The organism is Mycolicibacter virginiensis (assembly GCF_022374935.2).
Classification (GTDB): Bacteria; Actinomycetota; Actinomycetes; order Mycobacteriales; family Mycobacteriaceae; genus Mycobacterium; species Mycobacterium virginiense.
On record NZ_CP092430.2, the window covers coordinates 63,904 to 85,115 of the forward strand.

Here is a 21,212-nt window from a genome sequence, read left to right on the forward strand (position 1 = left end):
TTCCCTTCGCTGTGGCAGGCGGGATCGTCGGAGGTTCAAAAGTAGGCCAAGGGATCGTGGATGCCGCCCTGGGGTACTGATATGAGTAACGCCTTCATTATTGCTGCAGGTCTGTGCATCGTAGCCGGTGCGTTCTTGGATTACCTCAAGGTACCGCTGGAGTCGAAACGCCGCATCTATTGGTGTTTGGCAGCCCTGACAATGCTCTTTGCTGTTCTTGCCGCCTACCCCGATCCGGCAACGATTCTGGCCGCGATCGGCGTGATGTTGATTGCAACAGTTGGCTGGGCATATGCCCACACTCCATACATTCGAATCCGCGGCACAGTCTACGCGTTTCAACCGCTCCACAAGAATGCCGAGTCCGAAGGCGATTCGGCGAAACTCCAGCGCCACGAACAGATTGCCACCCCGCCGAAGATCTGGTGGATCATCGCGGGATTCGGGCTCGCATTTGATGTTGCGGTGTGCAGTTCCTTTCTGCCCGGGCGCGAAGGGTTCAGTTTTCACAACGATCGTGAACTGATCCTGTACATGCTCGGCTTCTGCCTACTGTTTGCAGTCGGCATGGGCTACGGCGAGGCGAAGTTCCGCTATCCGATCGCGCAGGGACAACGCCTCCAGTTCTTCATCGCGTCGGTCTCATCGGCCGGTTTGTTCGCCGTGGTCTACCTGTCGGTCTACCATCTAACGTCCAAGGCAACGAGACACCGCGACAACTAACTAAGTCGCCGGCGGGCTCACTTCGACGAATCGTCTTTGTCCACAATGCGTTTCAGCGGAGTGATGCCGGGATGACCGGCGTCCTTCGCGACCGACTTGGTCACCGGCACATTGGGCGGGGCCGTCGTGCGGCCCTTGACGGGCTGGCCGTTGGGCACGCCGGGGGCGGCGATCCGCTTCGCGTCGGTCTTGTCGTCTTTGCCGCCCTTGCCGCCGGCACCGGCCCCGCCGGGCATCATCGGCATCATCCCGCCGCCGCTCCCACCCGCGGTGGGTGCGCCGCCTGCCGGGCCGGCCGCACCGGCATTGGCCAGAGAGCTGGCAGGCGTAGTCGGCGTCGAAGTCCCCGGAACCGGGGGCGGGCCGAGGTTACTGGCCGGCGTGGTGCCCACGCCCAGCCCGCCCCCGCCGCTTCCGCCGGAGCCGAAATCCCCACCGCCCAGGCCGGAGTCGGGACTGATGCTCGAGGCCAGCGTGGTGCCGCCGAGCCCCGCCTTGCCCAGCGACGACGCGGCGCTCATCAGCGGCGACAACGCACCCTGGCCGGCCTGCATCAACCCCTGGGGCAGCTTGCTCACCGCGCCGAGGGCCCCGCTGAGTGCGCTGGTGATGCCCTGCATCGCGCCGTTGACACCCTGCATGGCCCCGCCCATGGCTTCCTGCGGTGATTGCTGTGCCATCAGCGCGTCACCCTGGGATGCGACGTTCTGGAACTTCGATGCCGCGTCGGCCTCGTGCTCGCCGAACTTGCGTACGGCATCAGCTGCGTGGCCGGTGCGGTCTCGGTGATCGTTGGCGAGTTCGGTGTTCTCCTCGACCAGGTTCAGGTTGGTTGCGGCGCCGAAGGCGGCCATCGTGGCGTCGACCGGGGACGATCCACCGTCATGGACCGGTCCCGGGGGGATCGCCGCCGGGGGCTGAGAGAGCGCAATGTGCAAGAAGTCCGCACCGTAATGCCTTACGAAGTCGTCTGTCACGGCGTAACACCTCCATGCCGTACTGCCACTGCCAGATACCACGCCAGGTGGTAGCGGGCGAGCTCTTCGCTTCCGTCGATCAGGGCGTCGATGGCCGCCAACAGCATCCAGTCGGCGACGTCCCGCGGGGCATGCTGCGGATAGGCCGACAGTACTCGCGCCTGCGTGTCGGCGACTACCTGCCGGAACAACGCGATCTCGTTGTCGGCGACCCCGGATCTGCGGGCCACGGCGCGGGCCACAGTCTGCACGATCCGCGGTAGGCGGTCATTGGTGCCGGTGATGTCGATGAGCGTGGGACCGAGTTCGTCGACGTGCTGCCCATAGCGGGCGCGCTCCCCGCTGCCGGGAATCGGATCGTTCGGGCCGGCCTCGGTGACGTAGGTGTTCGGTTGATGGGCGGCGGCGGCGATCACCGCACCCAGCAGATCGACCGCGCTGGTATCGCGGCGACGGTGGGCCGGATCCAGCAAAGTGAGCCCGGGCGGGAGTTTGACGGTGGGCGGAATCCAGCCGCCGGCCAAGTCGGTGGCCAGCACGGTGGTGGTCTCGTCGTCGCGAAGACCGGCCGCCCAGGCCAGCTCCGGCGCCTGGCGGGCCACGGCGTCGACTTTGCGCTGCAGATCCTGATGTTCGGCCAGGCGCCGGGCGGCCGTACCGGCTCCGGCTCCGGCCGTGCCCCCGGCGCCCATGCTTCCGGCCACCGATGCGCCGGACTGACTGGCTGCGCCGGGCGTTGGCTTGCCCGGTGCCGGACGATCGGTGGCGGAGGTGACCGTTGGTCCCCCCGACGTTGGCGTGGTGGCGCCGCCAGACGGGGGTGGGGGAGTCGGGCCCGCAGGTCCGGCAGGCGCCGTGGGCGCGGCCGGGACGGCTCCAGCCGCTGGGCGCAGGTCTGCTCCGTAGCCGGGCAAGGGGCCCGACGGGGCCGCCGGGCCGGCGCTGATCGGCCCCGACGATACGGAGGCCGGGCTCGCTGTCACGGGCGCCGCCGTCGGTGCTGCCGGTGTCGCGCCGGCGGTGGGGGCCGACGGGGCGATCTCGGTGTTGGGGCTCGCCAATTGGGCCATGTTGCCCAGCGCACCACCCGCCATCGGCGTCACCGACGGTGAGGGCGGAATCTGCGATGGCTGCCCGAACCCCCCGGAGCCGGCTCCGCCCGGCGCCAATGGCGATGGCGGCCCGCCCGCTCCCGCAGGGCCGCCGCCCGGCATGCCGGACGCGAACGCCTGGGCCGGCCCGCCGCCCGGGAGGCCGGGTGGCATGCCGCCACCGCCGGGGCTGCCCAGGCCTGACATGCCGGAGGTCATGGGTGAGGGGACGCCGCCGCCGCCCAGCGCCGGTCCGCCGGGTATGCCGCCGCCAGTTCCTCCTGCGGGTCCCAATCCGGTGCTGCCTGTGGGGCCGGGGCCTCCTCCGGAGCCGGGGCCTAACCCGGTGCTGCCTGTGGGGCCGGGACCTCCTCCGGCACCGGGGCCTAACCCGGTGCTGCCTGTGGGGCCGGGGCCTCCTCCGGCACCGGGGCCAAGCCCTCCGCCGCTCCCCGGGCCGCCGGCTGGGTTGAAACTGACCTGCGCCGCGCCCGATGTGGCACCGCCGCCAGGTTCGTGACCAGCGCTTGACGCGTCGGGTGAGCCGACTAAGCCGGGCGAGCCGACGCCCGCTGGGTGGACCGTAGATTGCCCGCCTGAACTCGGTTCGCTAGTGGGCGCCGGTCCGGCCGAACCTGCTTGGCCAACTGGGTCGTTGCCGCCTGCGCCGCTGTTGGCGCGGCCTTCCGGCAGAAGGAGGTCGTCCACGCTCCTGGGAATTGGGCGATCATCCGCGTACCCCGCGCCAGGCGGGAATGGAAGCTGGTCGGTGCCGGCGGCCTTTCTGCTCAGTTCTTCGCTGGTGGGCGGTTGCGGCGGTGGCGTGCCGAATTTCGCGCCGTTATTTTGCAGCCAGTTCTGGGCGTCGCCTTCGATGCCCAGATCATTGAACATCTGCTGGGTTGCCGCAATGATCTGGCCGTTGGTCTCTGAACTGTGTTCGGCGGCTTTACCGTTGGCTTCGACGATTAGTCCGATGGCTTCGGTCATTGCCTCCGGTGTATTTTTCGCTACCAGGTCGTCGATTCTTGGGTTGTACTGATTGGCGATATTCGTCAAGTTTTGGCGGAGGTCATTAACGGCCTTGACGACGCTGTCGCTAGCTGTTTTTTTGCTCCGACAGTGCTCGGCGGCGTTCGTCAGACGGTTGTAGCCGATACGTAGCCGTATCAGCTCGTCCTCCGTGGTTCGTCCACTGTTCCTTGCGCTTAGGCCGTTTGTGAAATCCCGGAGTTCGATGGCTTCGTGCTCTTTGGCGTCGGATTGACTAGACCAGTGCTGGATCCCCTGCTCGGGTCGGGTCGGGGGTCCGGGCCACCACACACCTACCAAGTAAGACGACCATTTACCTGGCGGTAGATCAGCTGGTGAATCAGTCACCGCACAAATCTTTCAGTACGCGTTCTTTGGCGTTGGCGGTGTTCACGACATTATCGAATTGAGGATCGCCGGCCTTGCCGCTGGAAGATTCAATAACTAGATCCTGGTAGGCTGACTCAACGGCTTGGGCTGCGTCGCGATATGTGGGATCCAAGGCTGGATTCGCAGTAGCGCTCTCTAGGACCAGCGCGCCGTTAATCAAAGCGATACGTCCGAGACCCGCGTCGGGCCCGTTGGTCTCGATGTGTATCGCGTTCATAGCAGGTTTGAACTGACCACATAAGTCGGTCTTGGCGGCCGTCTTTTGGGCCGTCGAATAGGTCGGGCTGGCCGGGGCTCGAGTGAGGGCCACGATTGCCAGGATCATCGAGGCAATACCCAACAGCGCACCAAGTGTCGCGAATACTAGGGCTAAACGAGGGCGTGGCTGAGCCAGGGAAGGTGCCGACCAGGAGGGCGATGGCATGGTCACATTGCGGATGGTAGCCCTCAACGCGATTTCGCGTTTACATCCTGATCGAGACTGCGTTCGGTCGGCAGGCGGGCGTCCCTGGGCCGCTTGAACGTAACGGCAGGGGGAGCGCGTTATCTGGCGCCTGGGGACGGTCTACTTGACGCTTCAGTGGGTACGGTCTCGGTGTTCGAATCGGACATGCGCGTCGCGCGAGTGAGTTGTGTAGGAGCCGACATCGCCGCATCGGCGTACCTTCGAACGGTGTCGGCGTCCCAGCGAGATGACTAATTGCCGCAAAGCTCGGTCATCACGCGGGTCTTTAGCGTTTGCGTCCGTAACCACTGCTTCGAGTTCCGGGTCTCCGCCTTCTTACCTGTAGCGACTGCCACGAGCGTTTGTTAGGTGAGCGCGAGGGCGCGGACTGCATCGCGATACTTAGGGTCGAGGGCGGGGTCCGCTGCGGCCGTCTCAAGGATCAGGGCACCGTTGGTTGGGGATAGCCGCCCGAGCGCAACGTTATTAGGCGTGTTCGTTTCAATGTGTTCCGCGTGAGCGGCAAGGTTGTAACTGTCGCAGAGACGCTTTTTGGCGTCGGCTTACTGCGAGGCCGTGTAATGCGGGGCTGACGCGTCGGCTGCGCGGTTTAGCGAAATGATCGCGACGGTCAACGCAGCGACTGATAGCAACGCAGCAAGCGTCGCGAATACCGCAGTGGATCGCCGGGGTGACGGGGCGGGAGACGGTATGGGCCAAGGAGGTGGTGTCATGGTCACATTCCGGACGGTAGACCTCGGCGCGATATCACGATTACAACCTGATTGCTGAACTGCATTCGTTCAGTCGAGGGAGCAACTGAGAACATGTCGCGTGCTGATCGGCCACGGATCACTAGTACACCGGCGCAGGAGAGGGCTCACTACAGAGGAACAAGGACGAGCTGTCGCGGCGCGGACTTAAGTTCCTGATAGGCGCAGTCCTAATTGGTTATGCGGCGCACAGCTCCTGCATCGCGTAGGTTTTGGTAGTTGTGTCGGCAATCGCAACGTTATATTGATCAATCGTCGCTGTATTGCCCATAGCAGCTTGCGTCTGGTACGCCATAGCCAAAGCCTGCGCACCGGCGCGGTACTTGGAATCGATTGCTGGGTTTGCGGCGGCCGACTCCAGAATCAACGCACCGTTGGTTAGCGAATTGCGGGCCACTCCTGGATCGACGTCGGGGATGTTCGTTGCAATGCGGACTGCCAGCGCTGCGAGCTTGTACCTTTCGCACAGATACGCCTGCCCGGAAGCTTGTTCAGCGGCAGTGAAAGTGGGAGTGGGTGGCGCTGTTGGCCGAGACAGCGCAACGGCCAGGGCGGCGATTGACAGCATCGTGTTGGCTATCAGCCCGGCGGCCAGGAGTGTCGGCGGCCAACGCCGGGGACGATCCGAAAGTTGCCCCGGCCAGGGTTGTGTCGTCGTCACGGTTCATATCGTAACGTCGACGGAGACCCTCTAGTTGAGATGCGAGTTGGGTAGCCGAACAGACGAGCGACGCTTAAGGATGCACAGTCAGGTGGCAGCGCATCGAGTCTCCATCGCGGACGTCTTGCCCGCAGTGTCAGCCAGCGCCTCGGCATATTGATCGGGAGTTGACGTCAGCCCCATCGCTGCCTGCGTCAGGTATGCGGTGGCTAACGCTTGGGCCGCCTCCCGAAACCCGGAATCTAGAGCGGGGCTGGCCGCAGCTAGTTCAAGCATGGCCGCTCCATTCGTTAGGGCATCGCGAGCAACCCCGACGTTTCCATCCGGGTTGTTCGTTGCGGTGTGCACTGCCCGTGCGGCGAGATCGAACCTCTCGCACATGTGACTCTGCGCAGCAGACTGCTGGCCCGATGTGTACGCGGGTTCCGGGCTAGGTCGCGTCAGCAACATGATCAGGACCCCGGCCGAAACGACAGCGTTGATTAGCAACAAGAGCAGGAGAGGTATCCGCGCCCGCGGAGTAATTGGACCTACCGTCGATACAGGCGAGGGAGGGAGCACATCATTCAGCCTATCCCTGTGTGCCACTGGAGGCAGCAATTGCCGGCCGTCCGCTTGGATTTAGGCTGGGCAGAAAGAGATTCTGGTGCGCCGGCTTGAGAAGTAGCTTTGCTTAGCGCTGATTGGTTTGTTGACCAAGAGTCGAGGTTCCACGAAAGCAGGACGCGAGCGACCGTATCGTCGGTGAGATCTACACGGACGGAACGCGCTGCCCTGGCTAGTTCTTGTGCGATTGCTACTGCGCGGTGTCAGATTGACCAGCTGGTGACAGATGGACTGAAATGGATTCCCCGCGTGCAGCCCGTCACTCACTGCACAGCGCCGTCATTACGCGGTCCTTGGCATTCATGTCGTCAACCGAGGCGAGGTACTGGTCCCGCGTTGCCATGCCGGCTGTACCCAGGGCTGCTGTCGTTTGGTAACTGCTAGCCAGTGCGCGAGCGGCGTCACGATCGTTGGCTTCCAATGCCGGATCCTGGGAGGCGGCGTACAACATCAAGGCACCGTTCGAAAGTGCGACTCGTGCTAATGCGGCCTGGCCATCAGGGTCGCTGGTTTCGATATGCATCGCATGGCCAGCCAGCTTGTACCGTTCGCACAACTGCGTCTTCGCTTCGGCCTTCTCTTCCGCGGAGTAAGTCACCACAGAATGCGTCGGCCTGGATAGGGCAATGACAACGCCAGCGATGGCCACCGCGGCCGTTGCAATAAGACCGACCGTGAGCGCGACGAACTGCCATCGATGGGGGCGAAGAGGGGGCGGAACAGGCGAATGCGGGGTCATCGCGCCCTCTACCGCCCCAACGGCTTATAGAACACCAGCCCATTGCCCTTGTTGTCGTAGACCACCGCCCGGCGCTCGTGGGCATCGTCGTAGGGGCCCTTGACGATTCCGCCACCACTGGCCTCGATGGCTTTCGCCGCACCGTCGACGTCGTCGGTCTTGATGCCGACCACCACCTGCCCGTGGATGGGGTGGTCCACCGCGGTCGCCAATGCCAGCGTCACCGACCCGCCGTCGAGCGCGGCGAAGTGCGCGCCGTCGCGAAACTTCAGCGGCATGCCCAGGGTCTCGCTGTAGAACTTGATCGACTCGTCCAGGTCGTCGGTGGACAAGACGATCATCCGAATGTCGTGGTCGCTCACTGCTACCTCCTGTGGATTCGGTCTCGATCCAGGCTAGGCCCGGGATAGCGTCAGCGGGTGGGTAAACGCCTTGCCGCTTTGGTCATAACGCTCGTTCTCGTCGCACTGCTGGTCAACGCCATGGTCACCGACCGCATCGCGCGGGCTGCCGAGCCGTTCGCGCAGGGGCGGGTGCTGGAGCTGCCCGGACCGGATCTCAACGTCCGCGAGTACGGCCCGGGTGGGGACCGCGCCATCGTGCTGCTGCACGGCTATTCGGCGTCGATCCAGTGGTGGGAGGCGGTGGCGCCCGCGCTGGCAAACACATCGCGGGTGGTCGCGATCGACCTGGTCGGCCACGGCGGCTCCGAGGCCCCGAGCGACGCCGCCCCCTACCGCGCCGAGTGTCAGGCGACCGCCGTACACCAAGCGCTCGATGCCCTGGGGGTGCGGCACGCCGTGCTGGTCGGGCATTCGATGGGTGGGACGGTGGCCACCGCCTTGGCCGAAAGCGCACCGGAGCTGGTGGACCGCGTGGTCGTCTCCGACACTCCCGCGGCGCTGGGGATGACTGCCATGCCCGCGCTGGGCAACGCGGTGTGCTGGCCGGTGCTCGGCGCCGCGGTCGACAAGTTGCGCAGCGTCGATGCCGTCGACAAGAGCTCGCTGCAGACCGGCTTCGCCGCCGACTTCCCGGTTCCCGCGTTGGCCTACCGTTCGTTGAAACGAATGACCCACAACGCATTGTGTGACGCCAAGACCGCGAGCCGTATCAACGAACAGCAAGCGGTGGCCGACCGGCTGGCGGGGCTGGGCAAGCCGGTGCTGGTGGTGTGGGGTGACAGTGATGTGCTGACCCCGACCGTCCAGAACGTCGACCGCTATCGGCAGGCCGGCCTGCAGCCGGTCGTCATCGCCGGATCGGGGCACAGCCCCCTAGTCGAGAAACCCAGTGAATTCGTCAGCACGATAAACGAATTCGCCCGCGGGGCCAAGAAAACCTAGGTCCGCCAGGTCTCGCGTGCCACCCGGTGGAAGTTGCCGCCGAGCACGGCATTGATGTCGGCATCGGCCCAGCCGCGTACCGAAAGGTGGTCACCCAGGCCCAGCCAGGTCTCCGGGGGCATCCACTGGATCGGGCCCCAGCGGGTGTAGCTCTCGTCGAACAACTGCGGATTAGCGAGCAGCTCGGCATTGAAGTCGGCGTGGTCGAAGGAGTAGTCGGTGCTGACGCCGACATGTTCGATGCCCACCAGTTCTACCGCGTACTCCAGGTGGTGCGCTACGGCGTCGAGGGTTGGGGTGTTGGGGCCCAGGAAGATTCCCACCGCGGTGATGCCGACGACGCCGCCGGTAGCCGCGCACGCCAGGGCCTGATCGTCGGTGATGTTGCGCGGGTGATCCCACAGGGCCCGCATACACGAATGGCTGTAGACGACGGGGCCGGTCGAAACCGCACACATGTCCAGGCCGGTGCGGGCGCTGCAATGTGAGCCGTCGGGAACCATGCCCACGGCGTTCATCTCGGCCACGATCGCGCGGCCCCACGCGGTCAGTCCGGAGTCCACGGCGTCCAGACAGCCGCTGCCGGCACGGTTGGCGTGGTTGTAGGTGGGCAATAGCGTGCGGACCCCCTGCTCGGCCAACACGGCAAGGTTGGACAGATCGTCGTCGAGCGGGTTGGAATCCTCCAGGTCGAACACCACCGCGATCCCGCCGGCGCCGGTGATCGCGTCGACGTCATCCAGTCCGGCCGCGACCGTCAGGCCCGGGTGAGCCTCGATGGCGCGACGAAAGTGCCGCAGCAGGGCCAAGGTGTCGGCCAAGCGCTGCGGTACGTAGCCCACGTTCACCGACAGCAATGCGCCGCCGGAATGCTGGTAGCGGGTCAGCGGGGCCACCTCGGCACTGTCCTGCAACGGCAGGCAAGTGTGCTGGTCCCACAGCAGCGTGCTCATAGCCGCTGATCTTGCTCTGCGCGCCGCCCGAATGCGACGCATTAACCTAGCCCCATGGCAATCGACTCGCGGCCCGCGTTGAAATCGGACATCCCCTCGCTGGCGCAGGCGTTGGGACGCGCGTTCTACGACGACCCGGTATCGATGTGGCTGCTTCCCGACGACGCGGCCCGCACCGAGCAGTTGACGACGTTCTTCGGCACCTCCACGCGGGTTCATCACCTGGCGGGCGGTGGCGTCGAGGTGGCCGACGACGGCGCAGTCGTCGGGGCGGCTGCGCTGTGGGACCCGCCCAACCGCTGGAAACAGTCGATCTGGTCGCAGCTGCGCATGGTGCCGTCGTTGTTCCGGTCCTTCGGCTTCCGGCTTACCCAAGGCCGCGCACTGACAGACCTGTTGGACGCCAACCACCCCGAAGAGCCGCACTGGTATCTGGCGGTGATCGGCAGTGACCCGGCTGTGCGGGGACGCGGCTTCGGGCAGGCCGTCATGCAGCCGCGGCTCGATCGCTGCGATGCCGAACTCTGCCCGGCCTATCTTGAGTCCAGCAAGCACGAGAACGTGCCGTACTACGAGCGTTTCGGCTTCCGGGTGATCGGCGAGATCAACGTCCCCCACGGCGGACCGACACTGTGGAAGATGTGGCGGGAGCCGCAGGCTCCGTAGCGGTCAGTCGCTGACCGAGCCGCCGAGTCGTTCGGCGGCGGCGAGGTAGTCCTCGACGAACTCGAACACGACGTCGCGCGCGGGCTTCACCTTGTTCATCAGCCCGACGCCCTGGCCGACGAAATAAGTGGACAGGGCTTGGGCCCCGGGGTGTCCGGTGGCGGCCAGCTTGTCGATGCGACGCAGTGTGGGTTCGGCGATCATCGACTGCAGCGGTAGCGGCAGGGTCGGGTGGCCCTTGTCGTTGGGTCGCCACGCATCAGTCCAATCGGAGATCAGTTGGCGTGCGGGCTTGCCGGTGCGTCCGGTGGAGCGAATGGTGTCGCGCGACGTGGCCGCGAGCATCTTCTGCACGGTGTGCGGAGCCGTTTCGGCCTCCTCGGTGGTGAGCCACACCGAACCCGTCCACGCGCCGGCGGCGCCCAGCGCCACGCAGGCCGCCATCTGTCGACCGGTGACGATCCCGCCGGCGGCAAGCACCGGCACGGCGTTGTCTATGGCTTCGATGACTTCGGGAACGACCACCAGCGTGGAGACTTCGCCACAGTGGCCGCCCGCCTCGGTTCCTTGAGCGACGATCAGATCGACCCCTTGTGCCACCTGCTTGAGAGCATGCTCCTTGGCGCCTACTAGGGCCGCGACGGGGATGTCGTTGTCCTTGCCGGACTTGATCATGTAATCCGGCGGCACGCCGAGCGCGTTGGCCATCATGCGGATGGGATGGGCGACCGCGACTTCGAGCAGTTGCTCGCCGTTGCTGCCGGAGAGCATGGCAGATCCCAACCGGGGCTTCTCGTCGGGCTCAATGTCGTGCTGCGCCAACAGTTCTGCGATGAACGCCTTGTACTCGTCGGGGATCCGGTCGGATAGTTGGTGGCCGGAAAGGTTCTCGCCCTTGCCTTCGAATTTGGCGGGCACGATGATGTCGATGCCGTAGGGCTTTCCCTTGACCTGCTCGTCAATCCAGGAAAGCTCCTGATCCAACTGCTCCGGGGTGTAGGCGGCGCCGCCGAGCACGCCGAACCCGCCGGCGTTGGTCACCGCGGCCACCACGTCGCGGCAGTGGCTGAAGGCGAAAAGCGGGAAGTCGATGCCGTACTGCTCGCAGATGGGGGTCTTCACGGCCGCTCCTTTGTTCAACTGGGATCGAGAACGGGTCCGGGTCCCGCGGTGTGAGGTAGCTACCGCGACGTTAGCGCAGCGGCTTCCGGCCGAAACACCGATGCCGCCAGGTCAAAGACCTGGCGGCATCGGTGTGCGAGGAGCTGTCAGCCCACCAGCGCGTCGAGCAGCCCGGACAGGTCGGAGCCCCCGAGGTCGGGCGTGTACTCGGCGCTTCCCGGCGGGGGCAGCGGTGCGTCGGTCGGCTCGATGGTCCCGGATCCCGTCAGGTAGCCGACACCGTGTGCCATCCATTGGAGCGTGTCCACCGACAGACCACCGAAGAAGCCGTTGATCTCCTGGGCGAATTGGGCCAGTCCGCTGATCAGGAAGATGTCCTGGTCGACGATCCCCTGCAGGAACTTGTCGATGTCGGTGACAACGCCGTTGAGCAGGTACGGGATGGTGGCGACGACGGTACGGAGGCCCAGGGCCAGGTCGTTGCCGATGTTCGGGTAGCCGTACATCGCGATCGCGTCGGTGAGCGCCTGCTTGAGGTCGACGGGGGTGACGAGGCTGTTCAGGACGTCCGGGTCGAACGCCATAGAGACACCGTCGAAGTCCGACCGCATCGGGATGCCGAACAGCGACAAGATGGTCGGCGTGATGTCGGCGATCGAGTAGTTCAGGTTCTGGCTGCCGTCGGACGCATCATTGCCGGCTTGGTCGAAGATCACGAATTGCGTTGTCTCGTTGGGCGACTGGAAGCCGTGCCCAAAGCCCAGCGACTGCTGGTGGCCGTGGTCGGTGGTGATGATGATTGACCAGTCGTCGCCGGTGATCGCCTTGACGGCGGCTACTGCGGCCAAGATCTCTTGGATGTTACCTGCGACATTCACAAGGCCTTGGGCGTATTCGGGTGACCCGCCGCCGAATTCGTGTCCCATCTCGTCGACCTGTCCCTGGTAGGAGAACAGGAAGCTCGAGATGTCGCCCGGGTTGTTCTGCGTGGCCATGATCTGGGCGATGGTCTCCGCGGTGACGGCCGCGTCGGCGTTAGCCCAGGTGGTCTCCATCGGAATGTAGGTGTTGCTGTCGGCCTGGTAGCCGCCCGCTGCGGCGAGTTGGTTGAGGTAGTCCCAGTCGGAGATTATCGAGGTGTTGATCTCCGGCTTGTGGTACTCGATCAGGTTGAACACCGTCGGCCACAGGTTGTACGGCTCGGACTCGAACAGGTTGTTGATCACACCGTGCTTGTCGTCCCACACACCGGTGAGGATCGTCGACCACGACGGGCCGGAGATCGTGGTGTGGTTGACCTCGGTCGCGGCGCCGGTGATGCCTTGGTCCATCGCGGTCTTGAAACCGCTGTCCTCGTTGTAGGCGTACTCCAGGATCTTGGAGAGGTTGACTCCGTCGACGCCGATCAACAGCACGTGCTCGGCGGCGAGCAGCCAGTCGGCCGTCGTTGCGGACAGCCCCACCGGTGACCCGACGGCGGCACCCGTTCCGGCAACCAGGCCGGCGACGGCCACCCCACTGAGGAACTTCTTGATTGTTGTCACGATCGGATTCCCTCGTCGAGTAGTGCAGGCCAATGGGCGCAAGACTAACAGTTACCCAGCTAAAACTCAGCTTTCTGCCCGAAATCACTCATTTGAGCAGGGTGTTACTGAGGAGGCCTGTGGGTTATTTCACCAGGCGAGACAGGCGTAAGCGCAGCTGTATCAGCTCAGCAGTGCGTCCACATCGAGGAAGGCGTCCAGGTCGGGGGTGCTAACGGCATGGTCAGCCAGCAAGGCCTCCAGCGATCCGGTGAACTCGGCGGCGCCCGGCAGTGGCAGGGGTGCGTCGTTCGGCGGGATGACGCCGGCCCCGGTGAAGTACGCGACCACCCGGCCGATATCGGTGAGTACGTCGGCGGTGGCGGCGCCGACGGTCTTGAGCGCCCACTGCGTGCCCTCGGCCAGCCCGCTGATCAGGAAGATGTCCTGGTCGACGATCGACTGCAGGAAGTTGAGGATGGGCGGGAGAGCGTAGTTTTCGAGGAAGTAGCCGGCCCCACCCGCCAGCGCCCGGATGCTGAGCATGATGTCGGTGCCGATGTCGGGGTAGCCGTAGCTGTTGATCGCGTCGGTGAGGGCCTGTTTGAGATCGGCTGGGAAGACGATGCCGTTCAGGATGTCCGGGTCGGTCTGCATGGGGACCCCGTCGAAGTCCGAACGCATCGGGATGCCGAATGCCTGCAGGATCGTGGGTGTGATGTCGATGGTCTGGTAACTCAGGCTCTGACCGCCGGCCTGCGCTTCATTTCCGGCCAGCGACAACATCACGAAACTCGATGTCTCGTTGGGCGACTGGAAGCCGTGGCCGAGGCTGAATCCGAACAAGTCCGGGTTCTGCTGGTGGCCGTGGTCGGTGACCGCGATGATCGTCCACTTGTCACCGGTGGCCGCTTCGGCCTGGGCTACCGCCTCCAGGATCTCCTTCCAATTGGCTCCGACGTTGATGACGGCGTCGCGGTACTCGTCTGACCCGCCGCCGTACGAGTGCCCGGCATGGTCGACCTGCGACTGGTAGGAAAACATGAAGGTGTCGATATTCGGGTTGTTGGTGGTCGCCAGGATCCGGGAGATGGTCTCCTGGGTGACCAGCGCGTCCATCTCCGCCGAGGTGGAGCCACCGGTGATGCCGATGATGTTGTCGGCCGGGTAGCCGCCGGTCGACGCAATCTCGGTGAACAGGCCCCGGCCGGAGATGACCGTGGTCTCGATCTCCGGCTTGTTGTACTCGAGCAGGTTGAACACCGACGGCCAGGTCGTGTACGGCTCGGGCCGGTAGACGTTGCTGACCACGCCGTGCTTGTCGTCCCAGACACCGGTGAGGATCGTCGACCACGAAGGTGTGGACATCGTCATATGGCCTGCGATGGTGGTGGCCGCGGTGATGCCCCGGTCCATCAGCATCTTGAAGCCGCTGTCGTCGTTGTAGGCGTACTCCAGGATCTTGTCCAGGTTGGTGCCGTCGGTGCCGAGCAGCAGCACGTGTTCGGCGGCGAGCATCCACTCGGCGGTCACGGCAGACAGACCCAGCTGCGTCCCTACTGCCGCGGCTCCCGTTCCAGCAACCAAGCTGGCGACGGCCGTACCGCACAGAAACTGCTTCACCTTCGTCACGGTCGGGTCTCCTCGTTGAAGTGATTTGGTGTGGCGCCGTCGGCTTCGACGGATCAGCCCAGCAGAGCCTCGACGTCGAGCAGCTGCGACAGGTCGGTGAACTCGGCGCTGCCCGGCAGCGGCAGTGGCGCATCCTCGGGCGCGATTCCGCCCGACCCGAGCACATGCGTGATTCCCATTGCCAGGGTGTTGGTCACGTCGACCGTCAGACCGCCGAAGAAACCGTTGATCTGCTGGGCGACCTCGGCCAGCCCGCTGATCAAGAAGATGTCCTGGTCGGCGATCGATTGCAGGAATGCGTCGATCTGGGTCACAAACTTGTCGAGGAAGTACGGCACGGACCCGGCCAGAGTCCGGATGGCCAGCGTTATGTCGTTGCCGATGTTCGGGTAGCCGTACATCGCGATGGCGTCGGTGAGCGCCTGCTTGAGATCGACGGGGGTGACGAGGCTGTCCAGGACGGTCGGGTCGAATGCCATTGAGACACCGTCGAAGTCCGAGCGCAACGGGATGCCGAACAGCGACAAGATGGTCGGCGTGATGTCGGCGATCGAGTAGTTCAGGTTCTGGCTGCCGTCGGACGCATCATTGCCGGCTTGATCGAAGATGACGAACGACGTCGTCTCATTGGGCGACTGGAAGCCGTGGCCGATGCTGAGACCGGGCAGGGTCACCGTCTGTTGGTGGCCGTGGTCGGTGGTGACGATGATCGACCAGTCGTCGCCGGTGATCGCCTGTACCTGAGCGATCGCGGCCAGGATCTGTTGGATATTGGCCCCGAGATTGATGATGGCCTGCATATATTCTTCGGACCCGCCGGCGAACGAGTGCCCGGCGTGATCGCCCTGCGACTGGTAGGAGAACAGGAAACTCGAGATGTCATCGGGGTTGTCCGCGGTGCCGAGGATCTGGGCGATGGTCAACGCGGTGACCAGCTCGTCGCTGTCGGCGGGGCTGTCCCCGGCCGGGACGAAGATGTTGTTGTCGACCGGGTAATTGCCGGCGTCGGCCAATTGGTTGAGGTACTCCCAGTTGCTGATGATCGTGGTGTCGATCTCCGGCTTGTTGTACTCGATCAGGTTGAACACCGACGGCCACGCGTTGTACGGCTCGGGCCGGAACAGATTGTTGTAGACCCCGTGCTTGTCGTCCCACACGCCGGTGAGGATCGTCGACCACGACGGCCCGGAGAGGGTGGTGTGGTTGGTCAGACTTGCGGTGCCGGTGATGCCCTGGTCCATCGCCGTTTTGAAGCCGCTGTCGTCGTTGTAGGCGTATTCCAGAACCTTGGCGAGGTTGACACCGTCGAGGCCGATCAGCAACACGTGCTCAGCGGTAAGCATCCAATCGGCGGTCACCGCCGACAGGCCCACCTGCGTGCCTACTGCCGCTCCCGTTCCGGCAACCATGCCGGCGACGGCCACACCGCACAGAAACTGCTTCACCTTCGTCACGATCGATATCCCTCGCCAGAGTTACGCGGACCACTGGGCGGCAAGCCTAGCAGCTGACCCCCAGGAAAAACTCAGCTTTATGCCCAATTTTGCTCATTTACCCAGAAAGTTACTGAGGAATCTGGATTAACCGTCCAGATGTGACGCCGTAGAACGACTCCGGCTAGAGAACTTTCGCCCCACTGAGGAACGTGGCGCGAAACTGCATCACCCGGTATGGCCAACCTTGCGCGGTGTTCCACTGCGACACCATCAGGCCCACCCCGCCGGTGCGATCCACCCGGGAACCGGGCAGCACATAGCCGCCGTAGAGCTGCGCGACCCGGCCGCGTGCGTGATCTTCGTCGTCCCAACCGCTCCCAACCAGCGGGCGCTGCAGCGGTGACCCGGTCAGTTCGGCGGTGGGGGACTCCAGCACTCGGTAACCCAGCGCGTAGCGCGACGATACGAACCCGCCCAGTACCCAGGTTCCGGGCGCCAGCCGTCGCAGCGACAGCTCGCCCCACGTCTCGCCAGGCGGGGTGATGGGCATCGGGGCTTGGCCCCAGGCCCGGCGCTCGCCGCGGTAGCCCCAGCCCGAGTACTTGCTCGGATCTCCAAGGTGGGCGGGACGCACCCTCCGCAGGATGACGCCTTTGTCGCGCTGGAAACCGGTCGAGACCACATACACCCAACCGTCCTCGGGGTCGTAGTCCCAGGACCAGCATTGGGCGTACCCGCCATGCAGTCGCGCGGGGAACCGCGCCCCCATGCTGTGCCAGGTGATTCCGTTGTCGGCCGATTGCCAGATCTCGGTCCACGCCACCTTGCCGAACCCGCGATTGACGATCGCGTGCAGGTAGAGCGTCTGCTCCACCCGGAGCAGATCCGACGGGATCACGGTGCTGATGGCGTTGCGGTCCAGCCGTGAGGCCGGTTGGCGGTGTCGGTAGTGCCACAGCTGGCGGGCGTAGTGCGCATCAGGTCCGCCGGCTCGCTGGTAGCGCACCCGGTGGGTGGCGTCACCGGTACCGATCAGGATCACCGGGGATCGCCAATCGCCCTGGCCGACCCGCTCGCCGGCAAAGGTGTCACCGAACACCGACACCAGGGTGCCGTCAGGTGCCAGTACCGAGGCGCCCAGGTCCGCACACGTCACGCCCCACCGATCGGTGATGCCTGGACCGGTGATGTCGGCCAGCTTCCCGGGGGTGTTCCGTGCGGCGGGGCCCACCGCTCAGGGCTTGCTGCGCCAGCCGCCTGCGGCGACCGCGATCATCCGGAGTTGTTTGACGGCAACGTGTTTGATCTCGGCGAGGGTCTCGGCATCGGGGGCGTCCTCAATGGCCTCCGCGGTGACGATCATCGCGTTGACGAACAATCCCGCCAGGACGTTGAGATCCTCGGCGCTCCAAGCATTGAACCCGGGGAAACGCGCCAGATCCGTGGCCAGCTCGGAAGTGATCAGCCGGATCTCGGTGCGGATCGCATAGCGCAGCACGGTCATCCCGCTGAAGCGTTCCCGATTGATGAATCGCCAGTACTCGTGGCGGGAGGCGACGCTGTCGACCAGGACTTCGACCGAGGACTCGATGACTCGACTGGGGTCCACCCCACCGGTCCGGGCGTCGCGCAGCGTCTCGCGCAGTGCCCGGAACGATTCGTCGATCAGCACCAGGCCCAGGGCGTCCATCGACTCGAAATGCCGGTAGAAGGCGGCCGGCACGATGTGGGCGGCGCGCGTCACCTCGCGCAGGCTCAGTGCGCTGAAACTGCGTTCGTCCAGGAGCGTGAGCGCCGCGTTGATGATCGCGCGACGGGTGGCTTCCTTGCGTTCCTCGCGCGAAACGCGCTCCGGCCGTTCTGGGCGGGGCGTGCGTTCGGGACGGGTGACACGGGGAGGCCGTTCCGGCCGAGCTGGCCGCGCGCGCCCCGACCGTGAATTCGGCGTACGACTGTTCACTGTTGTGAAGCGTAACACAGCGGGCAAATAGCCCTTGACTCGTCGTGAACAAGTGTTCACTGTGTACATATGTTCACTCAAACTTTGACGCGGCGGGTTCTGGGCTCCAGCCTGGTCGATCTGCTCACCGGTCCGCACGGGGTCGACCGCTACACCGAGCTGGTGTCGCCGACGTGGACCCAGAACGACGCCCGTGCCCGGGTCGTCGCAGTCCGGCGCTCCACCCCGCGCAGCGTGACCCTGCTGCTGGAACCCAACGACGCGTTTCCCGGCTTCAAGTCGGGACAACACGTCAACCTGTCCGTCGACATCGACGGGCGCCGGCGCACCCGGTGCTACTCGCCGGCAAGCGCAGAAGGCCAACGGCTTCTCGAGCTCACCATCGGCCGCCACGAAGGGGGCCTGGTCTCCGAGCACCTGTACCGCAACGCCCGGCCCGGCATGGTCGTCGGACTGGAGAAGGTCGGCGGCGATTTCGTGCTCCCCGCCATCCGGCCGCGCCGCATTCTGCTGATCTCCGGTGGCAGCGGTATCACCCCGGTGATGTCGATGCTGCGCACCCTGCAAGCCGAGCAATATGCGGGCCGGGTGAGCTTCATCCACTACGCCCGCAGCCGCGAAGAGGCCTGCTACCACGACGAGCTCGCCGCCATGCCCCGAGTTCGGGTGCTGCACGGCTACACCCGCACTCCCAACGACGGCGACCTGCAGGGCTACTTCGATGCCGAGCATCTTCAGGCCGCGATGCCGAACCCCGACGCGGTGTACGTGTGCGGGCCGCCGGCCCTGGTGGCGGCGGTGCGCGAGCAGTGCCCCGACACGATCTCAGAAAGCTTCGTGCCGCCGGTCTTCACAGTTCCGGCCAACCCGTCCGGTGGGCAGGTCAGCTTCCTCGGCAGCACCGTCTCGGTGGTCGACGACGGCCGGACCCTGCTGGAGCAAGCCGAAGCCGCTGGCCTGCAACCGACCAGCGGATGCCGAATGGGCATCTGCCACAGCTGCACGTGCCGCAAAACCGGTGGTGCGGTGCGCAACCTGATCACCGGCGCGATCTCCACCGCCGAGAGCGAAGACATCCAGATCTGCGTGTCAGTGCCCGTCGGCGACGTCGAAATCGATCTGTAGAAAACGAAAGGAGCCAACCATGACGCAGTCAGTCCTCGAGCAGCCGCAGACCGAGCAGCCGCAGGCGCTCGAACAAACCCAGGCGCTCAAGCGATCGGACCTGCCGGCAAACCTCGACGCCTTCGGTGCCGAGCTCGATGCCCTCCGTCAGCGCGTCCTGGACGACCTCGGCGAGCGCGACGCCGACTACATCCATCGAATCATCAAGGCGCAACGCACCTTGGAGGTCGGCGGTCGCGCCCTGCTCTTCTTCAGCATCATCCCGCCGGCCTGGCTGGCAGGGACGGTGATGCTGGGACTGTCGAAGATCCTCGACAACATGGAGATCGGCCACAACGTCATGCACGGTCAGTACGACTGGATGGGCGAACCGGCGTTGTACGGCAAGAATTTCGAGTGGGACAACGCCTGCCCGGGCGACCAGTGGCGGCACTCGCACAACTACATGCACCACACTCACACCAACATCGTCGGTATGGACCGGGATGTGGGCTACGGCATCCTGCGGATGAGCGACAAGCAGCCCTGGGAGCCCTACTTCTTGGGTAACCCGCTCTACGCCTTCCTGCTGATGGTGCTGTTCCAGTACGGCGTGGCGGTGCACGAGCTGGAGACCGAACGCATCCGGGCCGGCGAGATCGGTTTCGCCGACAAGAAGGAGATGCTGCTTGAGACCTGGCAGAAGGTACGTCGCCAGACCCTCAAGGACTATGTCGCGTTCCCGCTGCTGGCCGGGCCGTTCGCGCCGCTGGTGTTCGCCGGCAACCTAACCGCCAACCTGATGCGCAACGTGTGGTCCTACACGATCATCTTCTGTGGGCATTTCCCGGACGGCACACAGGAATTCACCATCGAGGAGACCGAGAACGAGTCTCGCGGCATGTGGTATTACCGCCAGATCCTCGGTTCGGCGAACCTGACCGGCGGCAAGTGGTTCCACATCTTCAGCGGCAACCTGTCGTTCCAGGTGGAGCACCACCTGTTCCCCGATCTGCCGGCGCACCGCTACGCCGAAATCGCGCCGCAGGTGCGGGAAATCTGCGAGCGCTACGGCGTGCCGTACAACACCGGCCCGCTGCTCAAGCAGTTCGGCAGCGTGGTCCGCAAGATCTGCAAACTGGCGCTGCCCTGGAACTGAGGGGGCTAGTCCACCCCGACGGTGACTTCCGTCGACTTGATGAACACCGTCGCGGGCTGGCCGACCTTGAGGGCGAGGTCGAGGGCGGCCTCGCGGGTGACCGACGAGGTGATCACCTGCTCGCCGCCGTCGAGCCGGATCTTGACCACGGCCATGACGGCGCCCACTTCGAGATCGGTGATGGTTCCGGTGAGTTGATTGCGCATGGAGAGCTGCATGGCGGTCCTCTTCGATTCTCGGTGCCCCGACAGATCAACGGTAGATCAGGCCCGCGGGCCCAGCAGCGCAATCGACGCGTCGATGGCCGGCTCGGTGATGACGCCGATGTCTTTGCCGTCTTCGACGGCCAGTGCGGTCAGCTCGCGCAGGCCGCCCAGCAGAATCACCGCCAGCGCCGGACTCAGCGCCGGCAGATTCGCGCGGCGAAACCCGGGGCTGCCGCTGAGTTCGATCAGCAGGTTCGACATCAGCTCCAGGCCGCGACGCTGGGCCGGCCGGGCCACCTCGCCCAGTGACGGCATGTCGCGAATCCAGCTCAGCGTGATGGCCGGGCGAGCCCGAATCTGGGCGACGTAGGCCTGTACCGCCTGGCGGATCTGGACCTGCCAATCGGCCTCGGGGTCCACCTCGGCCCGGATCCGCAGCGCCAACTCCTCGTTGTCCACCCGCAGCAGTTCCAGGAGGCACTCTTCCTTGCTGGCGAAGTGGTCATAGAAGGTCCGTTTAGAGGTGCGGGCCGCGCGGACAATCTCAGCGACGGTGCTGGCCCGGTAGCCGCGCTCGGCGATCGAATCGGCCAGCCCGTCGAGCAATCGGTGCCGGTAGGGGTCGGCAGCGTTGGCCGCCGGGGTATCGACTGTAGGCATCGTCATCG

21 protein-coding genes are annotated in these 21,212 nt (G+C 65.0%); 6 read left to right on the top strand and 15 right to left on the bottom strand.

Translation table 11 applies throughout. The annotated features are described in order from the left end of the window. Nucleotides 1-81 precede the first annotated feature (81 nt). Complete coding sequence (locus MJO54_RS00315) at nucleotides 82-723, top strand: hypothetical protein (RefSeq protein ID WP_065153596.1); 642 nt, start codon at nucleotides 82-84, stop codon at nucleotides 721-723. Between the two features lie 17 nt (nucleotides 724-740). Here MJO54_RS00315 and MJO54_RS23565 read toward each other — a convergent pair whose 3' ends face one another. Both MJO54_RS23565 and MJO54_RS00330 read right to left on the bottom strand, forming a co-directional pair. Then, on the bottom strand, nucleotides 741-1,700 hold the full coding sequence (locus MJO54_RS23565) for a hypothetical protein (protein ID WP_065153595.1): 960 nt from the start codon (nucleotides 1,698-1,700) through the stop codon (nucleotides 741-743). Beyond that, nucleotides 1,697-3,010 carry a DUF5631 domain-containing protein gene (locus MJO54_RS00330; RefSeq protein ID WP_240176025.1) on the bottom strand — a complete coding sequence of 438 codons (1,314 nt, stop codon included), beginning with the start codon at nucleotides 3,008-3,010 and terminating at the stop codon, nucleotides 1,697-1,699. The genes MJO54_RS23565 and MJO54_RS00330 overlap by 4 nt, the downstream gene beginning before the upstream one ends. A gap of 420 nt (nucleotides 3,011-3,430) precedes the next feature. Here MJO54_RS00330 and MJO54_RS00335 point away from each other — a divergent pair, with 420 nt between their 5' ends. Beyond that, nucleotides 3,431-3,724, top strand: a complete 294-nt coding sequence (locus MJO54_RS00335) for a hypothetical protein (RefSeq protein ID WP_065153593.1) — start codon at nucleotides 3,431-3,433, stop codon at nucleotides 3,722-3,724. 439 nt (nucleotides 3,725-4,163) lie between these two features. On the opposite strand, the gene MJO54_RS00340 is transcribed toward MJO54_RS00335, so the two are convergent. The 4 genes from MJO54_RS00340 to MJO54_RS00355 form a co-directional block, all read right to left on the bottom strand. Further along, nucleotides 4,164-4,643: a hypothetical protein gene (locus MJO54_RS00340; RefSeq protein ID WP_217266636.1), complete on the bottom strand. Its 480-nt coding sequence runs from the start codon at nucleotides 4,641-4,643 to the stop codon at nucleotides 4,164-4,166. A 966-nt stretch (nucleotides 4,644-5,609) separates the two neighbouring features. Further along, nucleotides 5,610-6,092: a hypothetical protein gene (locus MJO54_RS00345; RefSeq protein ID WP_065153591.1), complete on the bottom strand. Its 483-nt coding sequence runs from the start codon at nucleotides 6,090-6,092 to the stop codon at nucleotides 5,610-5,612. A gap of 865 nt (nucleotides 6,093-6,957) precedes the next feature. After that, nucleotides 6,958-7,437: a hypothetical protein gene (locus MJO54_RS00350; protein ID WP_065153590.1), complete on the bottom strand. Its 480-nt coding sequence runs from the start codon at nucleotides 7,435-7,437 to the stop codon at nucleotides 6,958-6,960. Between the two features lie 8 nt (nucleotides 7,438-7,445). After that, on the bottom strand, nucleotides 7,446-7,778 hold the full coding sequence (locus tag MJO54_RS00355) for a VOC family protein (RefSeq protein ID WP_373693206.1): 333 nt from the start codon (nucleotides 7,776-7,778) through the stop codon (nucleotides 7,446-7,448). 78 nt (nucleotides 7,779-7,856) lie between these two features. On the opposite strand from MJO54_RS00355, the gene MJO54_RS00360 reads away from it, so the two are divergent. Then, on the top strand, nucleotides 7,857-8,783 hold the full coding sequence (locus MJO54_RS00360) for an alpha/beta fold hydrolase (RefSeq protein WP_065153589.1): 927 nt from the start codon (nucleotides 7,857-7,859) through the stop codon (nucleotides 8,781-8,783). On the opposite strand, the gene MJO54_RS00365 is transcribed toward MJO54_RS00360, so the two are convergent. Then, nucleotides 8,780-9,736, bottom strand: coding sequence for a dipeptidase (locus MJO54_RS00365; RefSeq protein WP_065153588.1), 957 nt, complete (start codon nucleotides 9,734-9,736; stop codon nucleotides 8,780-8,782). The genes MJO54_RS00360 and MJO54_RS00365 overlap by 4 nt on opposite strands. A gap of 54 nt (nucleotides 9,737-9,790) precedes the next feature. Here MJO54_RS00365 and MJO54_RS00370 point away from each other — a divergent pair, with 54 nt between their 5' ends. Continuing rightward, the gene (locus MJO54_RS00370; protein WP_065153587.1) at nucleotides 9,791-10,402 is read left to right on the top strand and encodes a GNAT family N-acetyltransferase; all 612 of its coding nucleotides are present in this window, start codon (nucleotides 9,791-9,793) and stop codon (nucleotides 10,400-10,402) included. Nucleotides 10,403-10,405: 3 nt separating this feature from the next. Here MJO54_RS00370 and MJO54_RS00375 read toward each other — a convergent pair whose 3' ends face one another. The 6 genes from MJO54_RS00375 to MJO54_RS00400 all read right to left on the bottom strand — a co-directional run bounded on the left by MJO54_RS00375 (nucleotide 10,406) and on the right by MJO54_RS00400 (nucleotide 18,075). Beyond that, nucleotides 10,406-11,524, bottom strand: a complete 1,119-nt coding sequence (locus tag MJO54_RS00375; RefSeq protein ID WP_046284897.1) for a nitronate monooxygenase — start codon at nucleotides 11,522-11,524, stop codon at nucleotides 10,406-10,408. 146 nt (nucleotides 11,525-11,670) lie between these two features. Beyond that, nucleotides 11,671-13,068, bottom strand: a complete 1,398-nt coding sequence (locus MJO54_RS00380) for an alkaline phosphatase family protein (RefSeq protein WP_065153586.1) — start codon at nucleotides 13,066-13,068, stop codon at nucleotides 11,671-11,673. A 162-nt stretch (nucleotides 13,069-13,230) separates the two neighbouring features. Continuing rightward, nucleotides 13,231-14,679, bottom strand: coding sequence for an alkaline phosphatase family protein (locus tag MJO54_RS00385; protein WP_240175484.1), 1,449 nt, complete (start codon nucleotides 14,677-14,679; stop codon nucleotides 13,231-13,233). 53 nt (nucleotides 14,680-14,732) lie between these two features. Continuing rightward, the gene (locus tag MJO54_RS00390; protein WP_105295426.1) at nucleotides 14,733-16,133 is read right to left on the bottom strand and encodes an alkaline phosphatase family protein; all 1,401 of its coding nucleotides are present in this window, start codon (nucleotides 16,131-16,133) and stop codon (nucleotides 14,733-14,735) included. 163 nt (nucleotides 16,134-16,296) lie between these two features. Next, nucleotides 16,297-17,346 carry a glycoside hydrolase family 183 protein gene (locus MJO54_RS00395; protein ID WP_105295427.1) on the bottom strand — a complete coding sequence of 350 codons (1,050 nt, stop codon included), beginning with the start codon at nucleotides 17,344-17,346 and terminating at the stop codon, nucleotides 16,297-16,299. Between the two features lie 3 nt (nucleotides 17,347-17,349). After that, the gene (locus MJO54_RS00400; protein ID WP_046285354.1) at nucleotides 17,350-18,075 is read right to left on the bottom strand and encodes a TetR family transcriptional regulator; all 726 of its coding nucleotides are present in this window, start codon (nucleotides 18,073-18,075) and stop codon (nucleotides 17,350-17,352) included. Between the two features lie 69 nt (nucleotides 18,076-18,144). Here MJO54_RS00400 and MJO54_RS00405 point away from each other — a divergent pair, with 69 nt between their 5' ends. Both MJO54_RS00405 and MJO54_RS00410 read left to right on the top strand, forming a co-directional pair. After that, a complete protein-coding gene (locus MJO54_RS00405; RefSeq protein WP_105295428.1) occupies nucleotides 18,145-19,200 on the top strand; it encodes a ferredoxin reductase in 1,056 nt (351 codons plus the stop codon). Nucleotides 19,201-19,219: 19 nt separating this feature from the next. Further along, nucleotides 19,220-20,338 carry a fatty acid desaturase family protein gene (locus tag MJO54_RS00410; protein ID WP_082957322.1) on the top strand — a complete coding sequence of 373 codons (1,119 nt, stop codon included), beginning with the start codon at nucleotides 19,220-19,222 and terminating at the stop codon, nucleotides 20,336-20,338. Nucleotides 20,339-20,343: 5 nt separating this feature from the next. On the opposite strand, the gene MJO54_RS00415 is transcribed toward MJO54_RS00410, so the two are convergent. Together MJO54_RS00415 and MJO54_RS00420 are read right to left on the bottom strand one after the other, a co-directional pair. Beyond that, nucleotides 20,344-20,556 carry a TOBE domain-containing protein gene (locus MJO54_RS00415; protein ID WP_046285356.1) on the bottom strand — a complete coding sequence of 71 codons (213 nt, stop codon included), beginning with the start codon at nucleotides 20,554-20,556 and terminating at the stop codon, nucleotides 20,344-20,346. Nucleotides 20,557-20,601: 45 nt separating this feature from the next. Continuing rightward, the gene (locus tag MJO54_RS00420; RefSeq protein WP_105295433.1) at nucleotides 20,602-21,204 is read right to left on the bottom strand and encodes a TetR/AcrR family transcriptional regulator; all 603 of its coding nucleotides are present in this window, start codon (nucleotides 21,202-21,204) and stop codon (nucleotides 20,602-20,604) included. Between the last annotated feature and the right edge of the window lie 8 nt (nucleotides 21,205-21,212).

Excerpts from the sequence above, each read along its gene's own strand:
- MJO54_RS00315 (WP_065153596.1), top strand. The coding sequence starts at position 82 with ATGAGTAACGCCTTCATTATTGCTGCAGGTCTGTGCATCGTAGCCGGT.
- MJO54_RS00330 (WP_240176025.1), bottom strand. The coding sequence starts at position 3,010 with ATGACCTCCGGCATGTCAGGCCTGGGCAGCCCCGGCGGTGGCGGCATG.
- MJO54_RS00350 (WP_065153590.1), bottom strand. The coding sequence starts at position 7,437 with ATGACCCCGCATTCGCCTGTTCCGCCCCCTCTTCGCCCCCATCGATGG.
- MJO54_RS00355 (WP_373693206.1), bottom strand. The coding sequence starts at position 7,778 with ATGATCGTCTTGTCCACCGACGACCTGGACGAGTCGATCAAGTTCTAC.
- MJO54_RS00365 (WP_065153588.1), bottom strand. The coding sequence starts at position 9,736 with ATGAGCACGCTGCTGTGGGACCAGCACACTTGCCTGCCGTTGCAGGAC.
- MJO54_RS00370 (WP_065153587.1), top strand. The coding sequence starts at position 9,791 with ATGGCAATCGACTCGCGGCCCGCGTTGAAATCGGACATCCCCTCGCTG.
- MJO54_RS00405 (WP_105295428.1), top strand. The coding sequence starts at position 18,145 with ATGTTCACTCAAACTTTGACGCGGCGGGTTCTGGGCTCCAGCCTGGTC.
- MJO54_RS00410 (WP_082957322.1), top strand. The coding sequence starts at position 19,220 with ATGACGCAGTCAGTCCTCGAGCAGCCGCAGACCGAGCAGCCGCAGGCG.
- MJO54_RS00415 (WP_046285356.1), bottom strand. The coding sequence starts at position 20,556 with ATGCAGCTCTCCATGCGCAATCAACTCACCGGAACCATCACCGATCTC.
- MJO54_RS00420 (WP_105295433.1), bottom strand. The coding sequence starts at position 21,204 with ATGCCTACAGTCGATACCCCGGCGGCCAACGCTGCCGACCCCTACCGG.